The 17,196-nt window shown below is 65.9% G+C and carries 8 protein-coding genes, 1 tRNA gene and 1 pseudogene; 1 reads left to right on the top strand and 9 read right to left on the bottom strand.

The window, feature by feature from the left end; translation table 11 throughout:
* Positions 1-19 precede the first annotated feature (19 nt).
* The 5 genes from ACMX2H_RS09145 to ACMX2H_RS09125 form a co-directional block, all read right to left on the bottom strand.
* Positions 20-2,197, bottom strand: coding sequence for an elongation factor G-like protein EF-G2 (locus tag ACMX2H_RS09145; RefSeq protein WP_414960186.1), 2,178 nt, complete (start codon positions 2,195-2,197; stop codon positions 20-22).
* 241 nt (positions 2,198-2,438) lie between these two features.
* The gene (locus ACMX2H_RS09140) at positions 2,439-2,903 is read right to left on the bottom strand and encodes a phage tail protein (protein WP_414960185.1); all 465 of its coding nucleotides are present in this window, start codon (positions 2,901-2,903) and stop codon (positions 2,439-2,441) included.
* 126 nt (positions 2,904-3,029) lie between these two features.
* A complete protein-coding gene (locus tag ACMX2H_RS09135; protein WP_414960184.1) occupies positions 3,030-4,406 on the bottom strand; it encodes a glutamate decarboxylase in 1,377 nt (458 codons plus the stop codon).
* Positions 4,407-4,436: 30 nt separating this feature from the next.
* Positions 4,437-6,518 (bottom strand): chloride channel protein, encoded by a 2,082-nt coding sequence (locus tag ACMX2H_RS09130; RefSeq protein WP_414960183.1) that lies wholly within the window; start codon positions 6,516-6,518, stop codon positions 4,437-4,439.
* A gap of 439 nt (positions 6,519-6,957) precedes the next feature.
* Positions 6,958-7,038, bottom strand: a tRNA-Leu gene (locus ACMX2H_RS09125).
* A gap of 139 nt (positions 7,039-7,177) precedes the next feature.
* On the opposite strand from ACMX2H_RS09125, the gene ACMX2H_RS09120 reads away from it, so the two are divergent.
* On the top strand, positions 7,178-7,771 hold the full coding sequence (locus ACMX2H_RS09120; RefSeq protein ID WP_136785195.1) for an ANTAR domain-containing response regulator: 594 nt from the start codon (positions 7,178-7,180) through the stop codon (positions 7,769-7,771).
* A 186-nt stretch (positions 7,772-7,957) separates the two neighbouring features.
* On the opposite strand, the pseudogene ACMX2H_RS09115 reads toward ACMX2H_RS09120, so the two are convergent.
* From ACMX2H_RS09115 to gltB, 4 genes and pseudogenes are all read right to left on the bottom strand, one after another.
* Positions 7,958-9,225, bottom strand: a pseudogene (locus ACMX2H_RS09115) (IS110 family RNA-guided transposase).
* 258 nt (positions 9,226-9,483) lie between these two features.
* Positions 9,484-10,968: a pyruvate kinase gene (gene pyk / locus ACMX2H_RS09110; protein WP_414960182.1), complete on the bottom strand. Its 1,485-nt coding sequence runs from the start codon at positions 10,966-10,968 to the stop codon at positions 9,484-9,486.
* Between the two features lie 46 nt (positions 10,969-11,014).
* The gene (locus ACMX2H_RS09105; RefSeq protein ID WP_414960181.1) at positions 11,015-12,475 is read right to left on the bottom strand and encodes a glutamate synthase subunit beta; all 1,461 of its coding nucleotides are present in this window, start codon (positions 12,473-12,475) and stop codon (positions 11,015-11,017) included.
* On the bottom strand, positions 12,468-17,099 hold the full coding sequence (gene gltB, locus ACMX2H_RS09100) for a glutamate synthase large subunit (protein WP_414960180.1): 4,632 nt from the start codon (positions 17,097-17,099) through the stop codon (positions 12,468-12,470). Before gltB ends, ACMX2H_RS09105 begins: the two co-directional genes overlap by 8 nt.
* Between the last annotated feature and the right edge of the window lie 97 nt (positions 17,100-17,196).

Here is a 17,196-nt window from a genome sequence, read left to right as displayed (position 1 = left end):
GGCACCGCCCTACTGCTGTCTACCGTTGCGCCTTCTCGCCCGCGCTACCCGGTGGCACCGGGTCGTGGCGCAGGTAATCGCGCTTGAAACGTCCGGTGCCGCCGGTCAGCGCCCGAAGCTCGATGGCGTAGCGCAGCAGTTCCTGTTCGGGAACTTCGGCGCTGATTTCGGTGCCCTCCCCGTCCGCCGAGTCGGACCCGGTCAGCCGGCCGCGCCGCGCGGACAGGTCGCTCATCACTGTTCCTACATAGTCGTCCGGAACCGTGATGGTCACGGCGGAGACCGGCTCAAGCAGCTGGATGCGTGCGGCCGCAGCCGCTTCCCGCAAAGCCAGTGCGCCGGCAGATTGGAAGGCCGCATCGGAAGAGTCCACACTGTGTGTCTTGCCACCCACCAGGGTCACGCGGATGTCGACGACGGGGAACCCGGCGGAGACGCCCTTTTCCATCTGCGAGCGCACACCTTTTTCGACGGCGGCGATGTACGGGCCGGGGATCACTCCCCCGACGATCTTGTTCACGAACTCGAACCCGGCACCCTGCCGGAGCGGTTCTACCTCGATGTCGCAGATGGCGAACTGGCCGTGCCCGCCGGATTGCTTGACGTAGCGTCCGTGCCCGGGTGCAGCTGCCGCGAACGTTTCCCGCAGCGGCGTCACCACGTCAACGGTCTGGACCTTGACGCCCTGCCCGCGCAGCCGATCGAGCACCACCTCGGCGTGGGATTCGCCCATGCACCACAGGATGAGCTGGTGCGTCTCGGCATTCCGTTCCACCCGAAGCGTCGGATCACCCGCGGCCACCTTGGCCAGGCTCTTGGCCAGCGCCGCTTCATCGTTGCGAGTGGCAGCCTCCACTGCCACCGGCAGCAGGGGTTCCGGCATCTCCCAGGGTTGGATCAGCAGCGGATGCTCTTTGTCGGAGACGGTGTCCCCCGTCTCGGCTGTGCCGATCTTTGTCAGCGCGCAGATGTCGCCGGCGACGCAGAAGGACACCGAGCGCAGGGTCGACCCGACCGGGGCGTGCAGATGCGTGACGCGTTCATCACTGTCGTGGTCGGCGTGGCCGCGGCCGGCGAGCCCATGCCCGGAGACGTGGATGGCCGAATCATCGCGCAAAGTTCCGGAGAATACCCTTACCAGCGATACCCGGCCCAGGAATGGATCCGTGCTCGTCCGGACGATCTCTCCGGCGAGCGGCCCGTCGGGATCGCAGCGCAGGGGTACGGTCGGCGAACCGTATAGTCCCGTCACCTCCGGCAACGGACGCTCCAGCGGGGACGGGAATGCCCGCCGGAGCATCTCCAGCAGCTCCGCAACACCGAGCCCGGTTTCCGCGGAGGTGGCCAGCACCGGGTAGAACGAGCCCCGGGCCACGGCGGTCTCCAGGTCGGACAGGAGAACGTCAAGCCCAATATCCTCACCCCCGAGGTAGCGGTCCATCAGGGACTCGTCTTCGCTCTCCGCGATGATGCCTTCGATCAGCGCACTGCGGGCCTCCTCGGCGCCGGCCAACTCCGCCGCATCCGCGGGGCGGACCACGGGTTGACGTTCTCCGGCCTGGTACTCCGACACGGTGCCGGAGAGCAGTCCGTGCAACCCGGTCAGCTCGCTCCCGCTCCGCACGGGCAGGTACAGCGGTTGCACCGACTCGCCAAACGCAGCGCGGCAGTTCGCCAGCGCGGCGTCGAAGTTGGCCCGCGGATGGTCCAGCCGGCTGATGATCACCGCCCTGGGCATCCCGATGCTGGAGCATTCCTCCCAGAGCGCGGTGGTTGCAGCATCGATGCCGTCGACGGCGGACACCACGAACAGGGCCGCGTCAGCGGCGCGGAGACCGGCACGCAGTTCGCCGGCGAAGTCCGAATAGCCCGGGGTGTCGAAGAGGTTGATTTTGACGTCGTCGTACATGAAGGGGAGAACGGACAGCACCACCGAACGCTGCTGGTGAATCTCCGAGGGATCCGAATCGCTGACGGTGGTTCCCTCCAAGATGGAACCCATGCGGTTGGTGATGCCCGTCGCCAACCGCATGGCCTCGGCGAGCATCGTCTTGCCGGCCCCGGAGTGCCCTACCAAGACCACGTTGCGGATGTGTTCGGGGCGGGAGCCGCTGGCCGCAGCAGAAGCCTCCGCCCGCCGCGGATCGGTGCCCCGTCCCGATCCCTTCGCCAAGCCGTTGGCGGATTTCCCCGACATGAGCGCCTCCTGGCGTCGTAGGCATCCTCGTCCCCTGCACACGCTGGTGCTGTTAACAGATTCGACACCAAGAAGGGGTGGAGCGGCAAGGGTTGAACCGCTTCATTGTGGAAACATGTGGTCCCGGAGGCCCGCTGCACGTTGGCCGCGGAGGTGCCGGTGCGAGGCTCCTGCCGGCTAGGCCGGACCGCCGGCGCCGCCCGGCCCGGCATGCCAACCTTGATCAGCTCCCTGCCCGCGGTCAGTATTCGCCCTTGATCACGAAGAAGGAGCCGCGGATGACGCCGGCGAGCTTGGATTTCTGCCGGGCAAACTTGAAACGTGAGGCCAGCTCCTCTGGAACCTCCATGCCCTCCGCCAGTTTGAATCCGACGGCGCGCTTCCCGCCGTCCTCGATGCTGTACATGACGTTGATGGAAAGCCCGGACTCGTAGAAGACGTAATCCATCCGCAGGCCGTCGACTTCGAAGGCTGTGGCCTCGAGGGGGCGGGAGCCGATGGCGATGTCGCGTTCCTCCTTGAGGATGCGGCTGACCCGGTCGATTACTTCCGGGGCATCGTTTGCCGGGCTGACGGTGAAGGTGTGGTCGTACTTATTGCGGAAGTAGCGCGCTTCGTTGGCGCGCAATCCGGCAAGTGCCTCGGCGACCGGAGAGGATTCCAGGCCGACGGTAGAGACGTCCTTGAAGTCGACAACGTACGGCATGGCTCCCCCTGGTGAGATCGGTTTGGACCGACAAACGTCCTGCGATTGAACCACGGTACAACGACCCAGAGCGTAGACCGTTCCAGGAAACGCAATCGGGCCGGCGCTGTACCGCGGGCACTCGGGTCAATGGCCGGGTCCGGTGACAATCTTGTTTCGTTCGGATTCGTGCGCGCCTCCCTTTTTCGCCAGCGTGGAGCAGGCCTCTTCGATGTCGCGGGCGAGAGTGTCGACGTGCTCGCGGCTCAGTGTCTCCTTGACCAGGGCCCGCATGATCGTCACGTTCTGGGCGTTCGGCGGCATGGTGTAGGCCGGCACCATCCAGCTGCGCTCGGCCGCGAGCTGCCAGGCAATGTCGAATTCGTCGTACCCGGGGTCGGCGGCGAGCCGGAAGGCGACCAGGGGAAGTTGCTCCTGGTTGGGGCCGATGATCTCGAACCGGCCCATGGCTTCCAGCTTCTCGGCGAGCACCCGGGCGTTGGTCTGCATGTTCTGCATGATGTAGCTGTAACCGGCACGGCCATACCGCACGAAGTTGTAGTACTGGGCGAGGACCATTGACGAGCCGGTGGAGAAGTTCAGGGTGAAGGTGGAGTCCGTCTTGCCGAGGTAGTTCTCCTCGAAGACGAGGTCCTTGGCAAGGTCGGCCTTCTCCCGGAAGATCAGCCAGCCGATGCCGGGATAGACCAGTCCGAACTTGTGCCCGGAGACATTGATTGATCGGACCTGTTCAAGCCGGAAGTCCCACTCCGAGTCCGGGTAGAGGAAAGGCCAGACGAACCCGCCGCTGGCCCCGTCCACGTGCAGCGGAATATCGAGGTCTCTCTCACTCTTGATCCGGAGCAGCAGGTCGTTGATGCCGACGATGTCGTCCTTGTGCCCGGTGAACGTCGTACCTAGAACGGCTGCGACGCCGATGGTGTTCTCATCGATGTGGTCCTGCACGTCGTCCGGGCCGATGGTGTACTTTCCCGGTTGCAGGGGAACGATACGCGGCTCGACGTCGAAGTACCGGCAGAACTTCTCCCACACTACGTGCACATCGCCGCCAAACACCAGATTCGGGCTCGACGTCGACGCGCCGGCCTCCTCGCGGCGCTTGCGCCAGTTCCACTTCAAGGAAAGACCGCCGAGCATGATCGCCTCGGATGATCCCTGGGTCCGGGCTCCCGTCGTCTCGCCAGGTGCGTGGAAGAGATCGGCGAGCATCCGAATGCAGCGCTGCTCTATCTCGGCCGTGCGGGGATATTCGGCGTGGTCAATGAAATTGCGATGCAGGTTCGCGGCGATGATCTGCTGGGCCTGCGGCTCCATCCACGTCGTGACGAAGGTCGCCAGGTTGCGGGCTGGGTCACCTTCCAGCGCCAGGTCCTCCGACACCAGGCGCAGGGCATCTTGGGCGGGCATGCCGGCCGCCGGGAACTCCCGGCTCGGAACTTCTTGGGTGACGAATCTGTTGCCGAACAGCGCCGCGGCGGCATCCGACTGGAAATTTACTGACATCGCTACTCCTTCAGAGGTGTTGATACGCGGTTACGGCGGGGTTCTCCCGGCCGCAGGGACCGAGGCGCCGGCGGGCTCCGGATTCAGCATCAGGATCGCGCCGACGAGGAAGCACAGGGCGCCCACGAACGTGCCGAGATTGGACAGCTGGGCGTTTAGGAGATCGCCGCTTGACGGTATGACGAAGGCCGCGACGGCCGAGATGCCGAACGCAACGGACCCGGCCAGGTTCAGAACGGCGATCGTCCACGTCCGGGTCTTGGGCCGGTTGGCTGTGCCGGCCCGGTTGGCGTCCCGCAAGGCCACGGCGCTTGCAATGAGGAAGGCTGCTGAACCCAGAACGTCCGGTCGCCACACCCGCTGGTCGGTCACCGCGGCAGTGAGGTTGTCCTGCATTGCGTTTCCTGTGCTCCAGTTGAACCACAGCGTGCCGGCAAGCTGGACAGCGGCAGCCAGCCAGCCGAGATTCTGCGGTGCCCACACCCACAAGGAATGGCGTCGCGCAGCCCCCGGCCCTGAAAGCCCGTCAACGGCCTCGCGGAACTGCAGGAACGCCGCCGAGGTGAAGAACAGCGATCCCACGAAGAAGGTGACGGCACAGGCGCGCAATCCTACGGCCTGGGCATATGGCGGCAGGGCGCCCAAGGCGAACAGGCCGGAGCCGATGATGAACAACCACGCGGTCCACCGGCCCCGCGCGGGTAAGCGGCCCGCGCCTGGGTTCCCCGCTGTCGGCGCGGCCCGTGAAGCAGCCAGGTTCTGGGTGGCGTGGGGATCGTCGGGAGCCGCGGGCGTCCTCGGGCCCGGAACCGGCAGGATGTTGGTCATCAAGAAGGCCATCGCCACCGCCACCACCACTTGGGGTGTGACGGCTACGCCGTCGACTCCCAGCAGCAGCGTGGCCAACAGCGTGGACGTCAACGGCAGCCGCAGCATGGCTGCCGTCATGGCTCCCATGCCCATCGCGATTGCTGCTGCGGGTTCCATCCCAGGCAACCCACTCGCGGCAAGTCCGAGCGCGGCACCGATGAACATCGATGGGAAAACCGGCCCGCCGCGAAAGGCGCTCAGTGAGAACCCGTAAACCAAGGCTTTACAAACAATCAGCAAGACCAGCACAGCAAGCGGGTAGCCCGCGGCGTTTTCGACCAGCTCCGGGAGGGCGTCCTGCCCGGAGAACAGCACCTGCGTGAAACTGCGCCCGGACATCAACTGGTACGCCATCGCGGTCAGACCGATCAGCAAGCCCAGCACAGACGTGACCAACACCCGGTTCAGATGCACGACCGAACGAAGTGCCAGCGCCAGCCATCGAATCGTCCAGCCCAGGAGCGCGCCGACCCCGCCCATAAGGACTGCCCATCCCAACGACGCCAAGGTCGGCGGCACCGCAGGCGGCACGACGGGAAGCGCCAGCGAGAAGCTGCCCAGGCCGGTCCAGCCGTCCAGGCCGACGAACACCAGCGCCCCGATGCCAGAGGCCAGCAGCCCGGGCAAGGCCATCAGGCTGAGCGTCATTCCGCCGATCCCGGCGGCCTCCATGATCAGGAAGGCACCGAGCACCGGAGACCCAAGCAGGGTACTGATGGCGGCGAAACTGCCGGCCGACGCCATGATCGTCGATGCCATCGGCGGAGCGTCCTTCTTCGCCAAGTGGACCGCCAACGCCCCGAGACCACCACCGATCGCGATCAGCGGGGCTTCAGGCCCAAGAACCGCCCCCAGGCTGAGCGTGGCCAATGCCGCGAGCACAATGCCGACGAGTTCCCGCCCGCTGGGAGGACCGCCGCCCGTCGTGAATCCGAAAGCCGGTGAGTGGCCACCGGTTCCCGGCAGATACCGGATGGTCAGCGCCGTCAACAGCCCACACAGGACCAGCCACGGAACCGGCCACCAGGCCGGGGTGGGTCCCCCGAAGACTTGATCCGGCAGCCCGACGAAAACGTACTGCTGGATCGCCGCGACCAAAGCGAGGAAACCGTACGCCATGACCGAGATGGGAACGCCCAGCACCGCTGCCAGCACGAGCGCAGCAATGTATTGCCTGGAACGGATCACAGCCATCGGATCCAGACCGGGTGGCGACGCGGCAGGCTGGCTTACTCCTGACATCCTGACGCGCCTGTGACGATACGGAACCCCCGTAAACGCCCTTCCTCTCGGTCCGGTCGCAGTGCGACGCTGGAGCCGAGCAGGGAGGATGCGTCTTCGGTGTGCTCCGGGGGACCGTTGAGCATTGCTTCTCCTTCCGCTGGCAGTCCGCTAGACGACAAGGAACCGTCAAGCAGCTTTCACGCGCGATAGAAGCTGGTCAGTTGCATGGTCGCCAAGCTAGCGCTTCAGGCGGGGGGTGCCTTCACCCGATGCGGATGAGATCGGAAGGAAAGCACCGGCAACTTCCACGGACATGGAACGAAAGGAGGACCAGAGCGGCAAGGAAATACGCGGCTACGGCGGCCGCCGGCACGAAAAAAGGGGCCCTTAGAGGGCCCCTCAACACCATTCGTGCCTTCGGTAGAAGCTTGTAAGCCCCTACCGAAGGCAAACCAAGTGCCCGAGGTGGGATTCGAACCCACACGGGTCTCCCCGCCGCATTTTGAGTGCGGTGCGTCTGCCGTTCCGCCACTCGGGCCAGCACCGGTTGCAGGCCGGTCATCCACACTGTGAAAACCGTCATGCTGCTTGGTGCGCGAATCTACTCTACATGCCGATAGGCTATTTCACGGAACCGACGCCATGGAGAATGGCAACGAAACAGTCTAGGAGCGCCAGTGCCTGAACAAACCGAGTCTGCCCCCGCTCGCCGCGTCGTCGTAGCGGAGGATGAGACACTGATCCGCTTGGACATCGTCGAGATCCTCCGCGGCGAGGGTTACGACGTCGTAGCCGAAGCCGACAACGGCGAACGGGCAGTCGAACTGGCCCAGGAACTGAAGCCGGACTTGGTCCTGATGGACGTGAAGATGCCCGTGATGGACGGGATTACGGCTGCAGAGCAGATCGTCAAGGCGCGAATTGCCCCGGTGGTGCTGCTGACCGCGTTCAGCCAGAAGGAACTGGTGGAGCGCGCCCGTGACGCCGGCGCCATGGCCTATGTGGTGAAGCCCTTCACCCCGGCGGACCTGATTCCCGCCATTGAAATCGCGCTGTCCCGCCACGACGAAATCACGGCGCTGGAATCCGAGGTCTCTGATCTGCAGGAGCAGTTCGAGACGCGGAAGCTGGTGGAGCGTGCCAAGAGCCTGCTGATCACCAAGATGGGCCTGACCGAGCCGGAGGCATTCCGGTGGATTCAGAAGACGTCGATGGACCGCAGGCTGAGCATGCGTGAAGTCGCCGAGACGATTATCAATCAGGTGAACTAGCCGGGTCTGCGGGAAGTCCGGTCTGCGCGCGGCCGGGTCTCCGCGCGCTCGCTGGCGCTCGCTTGGTCGACCACCGGGGGTTGGGGCTTTGCGGAGTCCGAGGGGTCTCCGCGCGCTCGCTGGCGCTCGCTTGGTCGACCACCGGGGGGCTTGGTCGACCACCGGGGGGTGCCCCTATGGTTTTCGTCAAGCGGCTGCGGGTGTTTTCGTTTCGTAGATGGTTCCGTCGCGGAGCATGGCGAAGATGACGTCGCAGCGTCTGCGGGCGAGGGCGATGAGGGCTTGGTTGTGTTTCTTGCCCTGGGCTCGTTTGCGGTCGTAGTAGGCCCGGGAGAGCGGGTCTTTCAGCGCGGCGAATGCGGAGAGGAACAGCGCGCGTTTGAGGACCTTGTTCCCTCGTCGGGAGGAGTGGTCGCCGCGGATTGAGGAGCCCGAACGCCATGTCACCGGGGACAGGCCGGCGTAGGAGGCCAGGTGCCCGGCGGTGGCGAATTCCTTGCCGACGACCTCGGTGAGGATTCGTGCTTCGGTCCTGATCCCGACCGCCGGGATAGAGCTCAGGACCGAGTGAAGAGGGTGGTCCTCCACGAGGGCCTCGACTTGGACGTGGATTGTGTCGCGGGACGCGCGCAGGTCCGCGAGCATGCCGGCCAGCTGCGGCAGCACGACGGCCGCAGCGTTGGTGCCGACCACGGTCACGGTCTGCTGGTCGAGGGCGTCGAAGATCTCCTCGGTCAGGCGCGCATACATGCGCGGGGCGAGCCGTTTCAGCCGGGCAGCGACCCGCTTGCGTCCGGCCGCCGCCATGGACGCAGGGGTGGGCCAGGTGCGCACCAGATCTAGTACTGCCGGGTGGTCCAGGCGGGGCCCGAGTACGCGCTCGAGTGCGGGGTGGATCTGGGTCAGCAGGCCGCGCAGCCGGTTGCTGGTTGCGGTGATTTGTTTGGCCAGATCGTCGTCGAAACCGCAGAGCATGGACAACTCGGCGACCTGCTCATCGGCCACCTGAACGGAGCGCAGCGTGTGGGGCATGGTGCGGGCTGCCTCGGCGATGATGGCCGCGTCCCGGGCATCGGTCTTGGCCTCGCCCGGGTGCAGGTCGGCGATGCGGCGCATGGCAAGGCCCGGAAGATAGCCGACCGTGACGCCGGCGGCCTGGGCGACCGCGATGGGCAGGGCCCCGATGGTCGCGGGCTGATCCACGACAAACAGGACGGAACCGTGTTTGGCCAGCTTCTCGATGACTGCCTTCATTTTGGCTTCGTCGTTCGGCAGCGCCTTGTCGTAAATCTTCTTGCCGTCCCGGTCCAGGGCCACGGCATGGTGCTCGCCCTTGCCGACATCGACTCCGAGGAAGACATCCACCTCGGCGTGGTTTTTGATCACGAGTTCCCTTCCAGCAGTTGAAGCAGAGCCACAGGTGCCGGCTTGGTTGCGGTGTCGGAGCTCGGCATCCACGTTACGAACGGCCTCGAAACTAACTGCCCGGCCCCTATCAGCGATGTCTCCGGCACCTTCCGGCCCCGGTGACATCACCCCCCGGATCATGGTCGACTGGGGGCAAGAATCATGCCGGGGCCGTCAGGCCAGCACACCCATATCCTCTCCCGAGGATCGGGCTACGAAAAAGGTAACGGGGCTTGGTCGACCACCGATGTGAAAAGAGAACGGGCTCCGGATATTTTTCCGGAGCCCGTTTCTTGATCTTGTGGCTAGGAGACCGGCCAGGGGCCGACCTTTTCGGGCCGCGGGTGGGAATGCCCGTTGAGCACTTCACCGGCGTCGGCCAGGTCCCCCACGCGGTGGACCTTGAGCGAATTGGTGGAGCCGGCCTTGCCGGGAGGCGAACCGGCAGCGATGACCACCAGGTCGTCAATGTCCACCAGGCCACGTTCGTAAAGGATCCGGTCCACCTGGGCGGTCATTTGATCGGTGTGCTCGACGAATTCGACCACGAGCGGCTGGATCCCCCACGTCAGCGAGAGCACGTTCAGCGTGGACTGCAGCGGCGTGAAGGCGTAGACCGGACGGCCAGGACGCAGCCGGCTGAGCCGCCTGGCCGAGTCGCCGGACTGGGTAAAGGTGCAGATGTACTTGGCATCAAGCTGGTCGGCGATCTGCACCGCTGCCCTGGTGATGGCGCCGCCGCGGGTCTTCGGCTGGCTGCCCAGCGGCGGCACGCGGTCCAGGCCGTGCTGCTCGGTGGACTCGATAATCCGCGCCATGGTCTGGACGGTTTCCAGCGGGTACTTCCCCACGCTGGTCTCGCCGGAGAGCATGACGGCGTCGGCCCCGTCGAGTACGGCGTTGGCGCAGTCGGACGCTTCCGCCCGAGTGGGCCTGGGGTTGTCGATCATCGATTCGAGCACCTGGGTGGCCACAATCACCGGTTTGGCCCAGCGGCGGGCGAGTTCAATCGCGCGCTTCTGCACCAGCGGCACGTCCTCCAGCGGCAGTTCCACGCCCAGGTCACCGCGGGCTACCATGATGGCATCGAACGCGTCGATGATCTCCTCGATTGCATCCACCGCCTGCGGCTTTTCGATCTTGGCGATCACCGGAACCCGCCGGCCCTCTTCGTCCATGATCTCGTGGACCCGCTGGACGTCGGCAGCGTTGCGCACAAAGGACAGCGCCACCATGTCGACGCCGGTCTTGAGCGACCAGCGCAGATCGTCCTCGTCCTTCTCGCTCAAGGCCGGGACGTTGACGGCCACGCCGGGCAGGTTGATGCCCTTGTTGTTGGACACCGCGCCCGCCACCGTCACCTCGGTGACCACTTTGACGTCGTCCACTTCCAGCGCCTTGAGCGCCACCTTGCCGTCGTCGATCAGCAGGGAGTCCCCCACCCTGACGTCGCCGGGCAGGCCCTTGTGCGTCGTCGAGCAGATCTCGGCGGTGCCTTCCACGTCCTCGGTGGTGATGGTGAACCGGTCCCCCACCGCCAGGTGGTGGGGGCCGTCAACAAACCTGCCGAGCCGGATTTTGGGGCCCTGCAGGTCCGCGAAGATCCCCACCGGCCTGCCCAGCTCGGCGGATGCCTTGCGGACGTTGTCGTAGGTCTGCTGATGCACGCCGTAGTCGCCGTGGCTCATGTTCATCCGGGCCACGTCCACCCCGGCCTTCAGGACGGCCAGGGTGCTCTCATAGCTGGCGATGGCAGGGCCGAAGGTTGCAACGATTTTTGCGCGTCTCATATCCCTACCCTAATCAAGATGCGGCGGGCGCGCAGACAACCCCGCACTAAGGCAGCACCGCAATGGGACGGTCTTCCGGAGCCACCGGGGCGGGCAGCCGGGTGGTGCCGGTCAACCACTCGTCCACGGCGGCGGCGCAGGCGCGTCCTTCGGCAATGGCCCAGACGATCAGCGACTGTCCGCGGCCGGCGTCGCCGGCTACAAAGATGCCCTCGGCACTGGTCATGTAGCTGCCGTCCCGGCCGACATTTCCGCGCTGGTCGAAGGTTGTGTCGACCTGCTCGCCCAGCCCGGCCGGCTCCGGACCGGTGAAGCCCAGCGCCAGGAGCACCAGGTCTGCCTGGATTTCGTGCTCCGTGCCGGGTTTGGGCACACGCCCGCCGTCCACGTACTCGGTTTCGGCCACCTTCAGGGCAGTGACTGCGCCGTTCTCGCCCACGAATTCAACGGTGGAGGCAAGGTAGGTCCGTTCGCCGCCCTCTTCGTGCGCGCTCTCGACTTCAAAGAGCGTGGGGAACGTCGGCCACGGCTGATGCGCGGCACGCTCGGCCGGCGGCTGCTTGCCGATGGCCAGGGTGGTCACCGAGGCGGCCTGCTGCCGGTGCGCTGTGCCCAGGCAGTCGGCGCCGGTGTCTCCGCCGCCGAGGATCACCACGTGTTTGCCGCGGGCGTCGATTTGATCGGGAACAGACTCGCCGGCGACCACCCGGTTGGCCTGCACCAGGTAGTCCATGGCGAAATGCACGCCGGACAGCTCGCGCCCGGGCAGCGGCAGGTCGCGCGGCACGGTGGCGCCGGTGGCGATCACCACGGCGTCGTAACGGCGGCGCAGCTGATCCCAGCTGATGTCCTTGCCCGCTTCGATTCCGGTGCGGAAGCGCGTGCCTTCGGCGCGCATCTGGTCCAGCCGGCGGTCCAGGAACTGTTTCTCCATCTTGAAGTCCGGAATGCCGTAACGCAGCAAGCCGCCGACCTTGTCGTCCCGCTCGTAGACGGCCACGGTGTGCCCGGCCCGGGTCAATTGCTGCGCGGCAGCCAGCCCCGCGGGACCGGATCCGATCACGGCGATCGTGTGGCCGGTCAAGCGCTCCGGAGCGTGCGGCGTTACCCAGCCCTGCTCGAAGGCTTCCTCGATCACGGAGACTTCCACCTGTTTGATCGTCACTGCCGGCTGGTTGATGCCCAGCACGCAGGACGCCTCGCAGGGTGCCGGGCACAGCCGGCCGGTGAATTCCGGGAAGTTGTTGGTGGCGTGCAGCCGTTCGATCGCTTCCTGGCCCATGTCGCGCCAGGTCAGGTCGTTCCATTCCGGAATCAGGTTGCCCAGCGGGCAGCCCTGGTGGCAGAACGGAATGCCACAGTCCATGCAGCGGCCGGCCTGGCTGCGGAGCACGCCCTTCTCCTGTGCTTCGTAGACTTCCTTCCAGTCCATGATGCGCACGGGGACCGGGCGGCGCGGCTGCGTCTTCCGCTCACGTACATTCAAAAATCCGCGTGGATCAGCCACCGGTTACCTCCAGAATTCGGGTCCAGACAACGTCGCCGTCGGGGTCGAGCCCCTCGGCCTCGGCGTTCGCCCGGGCTTGCAGCACCGCCGCGTAATCGCGCGGCAGCACCTTGGTGATGCGGGTCAGGGTGTCTTGGAGGTTCTCCAGCAGCTGGGCGGCCAGCTCGGACCCGGTCTCCTCTGCGTGCTTCTTGAGCAGCGCAGCGATGGACTGTTCGTCCACGGCATCCGGCCGCAGCAGTTGCAGTTCTCCGCTGTCCACGCCCTGGGTGTTCAACCGTGCGGGATCCAAATCCAGCACGTAGGCCACGCCGCCGGACATGCCCGCGCCGAAGTTGCGGCCGGTCGGGCCCAGGATTAGGGCCAGGCCGCCGGTCATGTACTCGCAGCCGTGGTCGCCGATTCCCTCTACGACGGCGGTGGCGCCCGAGTTCCGCACGAGGAACCGTTCGCCCACCTGGCCGCGCAGGAACATTTCCCCGCTGGTGGCACCGTAACCGATGACGTTGCCGGCAATCACGTTGCGCTCCGACGCGAACTGGTTGTCCCGGTCCGGCCGCACAATGATCCGGCCGCCGGAAAGCCCCTTGCCCACGTAGTCGTTCGAGTCGCCGAGCAGCCGCAAGGTCACACCGGCCGGCAAAAAGGCGCCCAGCGACTGACCGGCCTGGCCGGCCAGCGTGACGTCAATCGTGTCGTCCGCCAGGGCATGGACGCCGAAGCGCTTGGTCACCTCGTGGCCCAGCATGGTGCCCACGGACCGGTCTGTATTGATCACGTCCAGGCTGATCCGGACCGGCTCGCGCTTGGTCAGCGCGTCGGCGCTCATCGCAATCAGCTGGTTGTCGAAGTGCTTGTCCAGCTCATGGTTCTGCGACGTCAGGTTGCGCAGCGGCACATCCGCATCGGCTCCGTAGCCGCGCAGGATCGGCGCCAGGTCCAGCCCGTCGGCCTTCCAGTGGTCGACGGCTTCGCGGGTATCCAGCAGCTCGGCATGGCCGATGGCTTCTTCCAGGCTGCGGAAGCCCAGTTCGGCCAGCAGTTCGCGCACTTCCTCTGCGATGAACTCGAAGAAGTTCACCACGAACTCGGGCTTGCCGGTGAAACGCCGGCGCAGTTCGGGATTCTGCGTCGCAACACCCACCGGGCAGGTATCCAGGTGGCAGACACGCATCATGATGCAGCCGGAAACCACCAGCGGTGCGGTGGCGAAACCGAACTCTTCGCCGCCCAGCAGGGCCGCGATCATCACGTCCCGGCCGGTCTTCAGCTGGCCGTCCACCTGGACCACCACGCGGTCCCGCAGCCCGTTGAGCATCAGGGTCTGCTGCGTTTCGGCCAGGCCCAGCTCCCATGGGGCGCCGGCATGCTTGAGCGAGTTCAGCGGGCTGGCACCGGTTCCGCCGTCGTGCCCTGAAACAAGCACGACGTCGGCCTTCGCCTTGGTCACGCCGGCAGCCACGGTGCCGATCCCGACTTCCGAGACCAGCTTCACGTGCACGCGTGCCGAAGGGTTCGACCGCTTCAGGTCGTAGATCAGCTGCGCCAGGTCTTCGATCGAGTAAATGTCGTGGTGCGGCGGCGGGGAGATGAGGCCCACCCCGGGCGTCGAGTGCCGGGTCCGGGCCACCCAGGGGTAGACCTTCTGGCTCATCAGCTGGCCGCCCTCGCCGGGCTTGGCGCCCTGGGCCATCTTGATCTGGATGTCCGTGGCGTTCGTCAGATACAGGCTGGTGACGCCGAACCGGCCGGAGGCCACCTGCTTGATTGCCGACCGGCGCTCCGGGTCCAGCAGCCGTTCCACGTCTTCGCCGCCCTCGCCGGTGTTCGACTTGGCGCCGAGCCGGTTCATCGCGATGGCCAGCGTCTCGTGGGCTTCCTGCGAGATGGAGCCGTAGCTCATCGCCCCGGTGGAGAAGCGTTTGACGATGCTGGAAACCGGCTCGACTTCCTCCAGCGGAACTGACGGGCGGCTGCCGGACTTGAAGTTCAGCAGGCCGCGCAGCGTCATCAGTTCCTTGGACTGGTCGTCCACGCCGCGGGTGTAGGCCTTAAAGACGTCGTAGCGGCGTTCCCGGGTGGAATGCTGGAGCCGGAACACCGTCTCCGGGTTAAACAGGTGCGGCGGTCCTTCCCGGCGCCACTGGTACTCGCCGCCGGTCTCCAGGGTCCGGTGCGGGTCCTCGATGCCGTCAGACGGGTAGGCCTGGGCATGCCGGGCCGCGGCTTCTGCGGCGATGACGTCCAAGCCGACGCCGCCGAGCTGGGACTGCGTTCCGGCGAAGTACTGGTCCACCAGCGCCTGGGACAGCCCGATCGCTTCGAACGTCTGGGCGCCGCAGTAGGAGGAGACGGTGGAGATGCCCATCTTGGACATGATCTTCAGCACGCCCTTGCCCAGGCCCTTGATCAGGTTCTGCACGGCCTGCGCTTCGGTCACGCCCTGCAGGTGGCCGTTGCGGACCAGTTCCTCGCAGCTTTCCATGGCCAGGTACGGGTTTACCGCCGAGGCGCCAAACCCGATCAGCGCGGCAACGTGGTGGACCTCGCGGACGTCGCCGGCTTCCACCAGCAGCGAGATCTTGGTCCGGTTGGCGCTCTTGAGCAGGTGGTGGTGCACCGCGCTGGTCAGCAGCAGGGTCGGGATCGGTGCCCACTGGGCATTCGAGTCCCGGTCGGAGAGCACAATGAACTTCACACCGCGGTTAACCGCGCCGGAAACCTTTTCACAGATCTCCTGCAGCCTCGCCGCCAGTTCCGAAGCGCCGCCGTCGGGCCGGTAGAGGCCACGCACCTTCAGGGTGACGCGGTTGCCCTCTTCGTCTTCCATCGCGGCGATCTTGGCCAGTTCGTCGTTGTTGACCACCGGGAACTTCAACGCCACCTGGCTGGTGCGGACCTGCCCGGTCGCCAGGAGGTTGCCGTCCGGTCCGATCGACGAACGCAGCGACGTCACCAGTTCCTCGCGGATGGCGTCCAGCGGCGGGTTGGTCACCTGGGCGAATGACTGCACGAAGTAGTCGAACAGCAGCCGGGGCCGTTTGGACAGCACCGCGATTGGCGTGTCGGTGCCCATGGCGCCGAGCGGCTCGGCGCCGGTGCGGGCCATCGGGCCCAGCAGGATCCGCAGTTCTTCTTGCGTGTAGCCGAACGTCTGTTGGCGCCGGTTGACCGAGGCCGTGGTGTGCACCACGTGCTCGCGCTCCGGCAGGTCCTCGAGCCGGATCATGTTCTGCTTGAGCCATTCACCCCACGGGTTGGCCTTCGCGACTTCAGCCTTGACTTCCTCGTCTTCGACCAGGCGTCCTGCCTCGGTGTCCACCAAGAACATCTTGCCCGGCGAGACCCGGCCCTTCTTGACCACCTTGGCGGGCTCGATGTTAACGACGCCAACCTCGGAGGCCAGGACCACCAGCCCGTCCTCGGTGACCCAGTAGCGGGCCGGGCGCAGGCCATTGCGGTCCAGCACCGCTCCGACGAGCTTGCCGTCAGTAAAGGACACGGCAGCGGGGCCGTCCCATGGCTCCATCAGCATGGAGTGGTACTGGTAGAAAGCGCGCCGTTCGGGATCCATCGAGGCGTGGTTTTCCCATGCCTCGGGGATCATCATCATGATGGCGTGCGTGATTGGCCGGCCGGAGAGCATCAGCAGTTCCGCGACTTCATCGAAAGAGGCGGAATCGGAGGCACCGGGGGTGCAGATCGGGAAAAGCTCTTCCGGTGTCTCGCCCAGCAGCGGGCTCTTCAGCTGCGACTGCCGGGCCCGCATCCAGTTGCGGTTGCCTTTGACCGTGTTGATCTCGCCGTTGTGCGCGATGGTGCGGAACGGCTGGGCCAACGGCCAGGAGGGGAAAGTGTTGGTGGAGAACCGGGAGTGGACAATGCCGAGCTTGGTCTTGAACCGGGGGTCGGAGAGGTCCGGGTAGAAAGGTTCCAGCTGCGCGGTGGTCAGCATCCCCTTGTAGACGATGGTCTGCGAGGACAGCGACGGGAAGTACACCCCGTATTTGTTTTGTGCCCGCTTTCGCACGCGGAAAACGCGGGCGTCCAGATCGTTTCCGCCGGATTGGTCGGCGTCGAGGGCCAGGAACACCTGGACAAAGTGGGGCATGCAGGACCGGGCCATGGCGCCGACCAGTTCGGCGGCCACCGGTACTTCGCGCCAGCCGAGTACGGTGAGGCCTTCTGAGGCAGCCAGGGATTCCACGCCGTCCCGCGCGACCGCGGCTTCGGCTCCGTCGCTGGGCAGGAAGGCGGTGCCGGCCGCGTAGTGGCCGGGCGCGGGCAGTTCGAAGTCCACCACTGCCCGGAAGAATTCATCGGGGATTTGGGTGAGCAGGCCGGCGCCGTCACCGGTTCCTTCGTCGGCGCCGACCGCGCCGCGGTGTTCCAGATTGCGCAGCGCCGTCAGCGCCGCATCAACGATGTCGTGCCCAGGTTCGCCCCTGAGGGTGGCGATCACGGCGAGGCCGCAGGCATCCTTTTCGTTGGCGGGATCGTACAGCCCGGTCTGTTCCGGGTAGGCGGCGAAACGACTGAACGGCGATTGCACTGTAGTGTGCGGGTGCCCGTGTCCGCCGCCGATGCTGCGCGGGGTACTCGACCCCTTGAATGGAGGAGTCATCTGAACTTCCTTCTCCTAGATGTACGTGAGAAGGGGACGGCACTGGCCCCGTCCGGTTCAGCTTGCGGACAAGCCGGCCCGTGATGCACTGGGAATA

Origin of the sequence: Arthrobacter sulfonylureivorans, from assembly GCF_047607445.1 — a bacterium.
GTDB classification, from domain to species: Bacteria; Actinomycetota; Actinomycetes; order Actinomycetales; family Micrococcaceae; genus Crystallibacter; species Crystallibacter sulfonylureivorans_A.
This window is presented reverse-complemented; position numbering and strand designations above follow the sequence as displayed.

Excerpts from the sequence above, each read along its gene's own strand:
- ACMX2H_RS09145 (WP_414960186.1), bottom strand. The coding sequence starts at position 2,197 with ATGTCGGGGAAATCCGCCAACGGCTTGGCGAAGGGATCGGGACGGGGC.
- ACMX2H_RS09140 (WP_414960185.1), bottom strand. The coding sequence starts at position 2,903 with ATGCCGTACGTTGTCGACTTCAAGGACGTCTCTACCGTCGGCCTGGAA.
- ACMX2H_RS09135 (WP_414960184.1), bottom strand. The coding sequence starts at position 4,406 with ATGTCAGTAAATTTCCAGTCGGATGCCGCCGCGGCGCTGTTCGGCAAC.
- ACMX2H_RS09130 (WP_414960183.1), bottom strand. The coding sequence starts at position 6,518 with ATGTCAGGAGTAAGCCAGCCTGCCGCGTCGCCACCCGGTCTGGATCCG.
- pyk (WP_414960182.1), bottom strand. The coding sequence starts at position 10,968 with ATGAGACGCGCAAAAATCGTTGCAACCTTCGGCCCTGCCATCGCCAGC.
- gltB (WP_414960180.1), bottom strand. The coding sequence starts at position 17,099 with ATGACTCCTCCATTCAAGGGGTCGAGTACCCCGCGCAGCATCGGCGGC.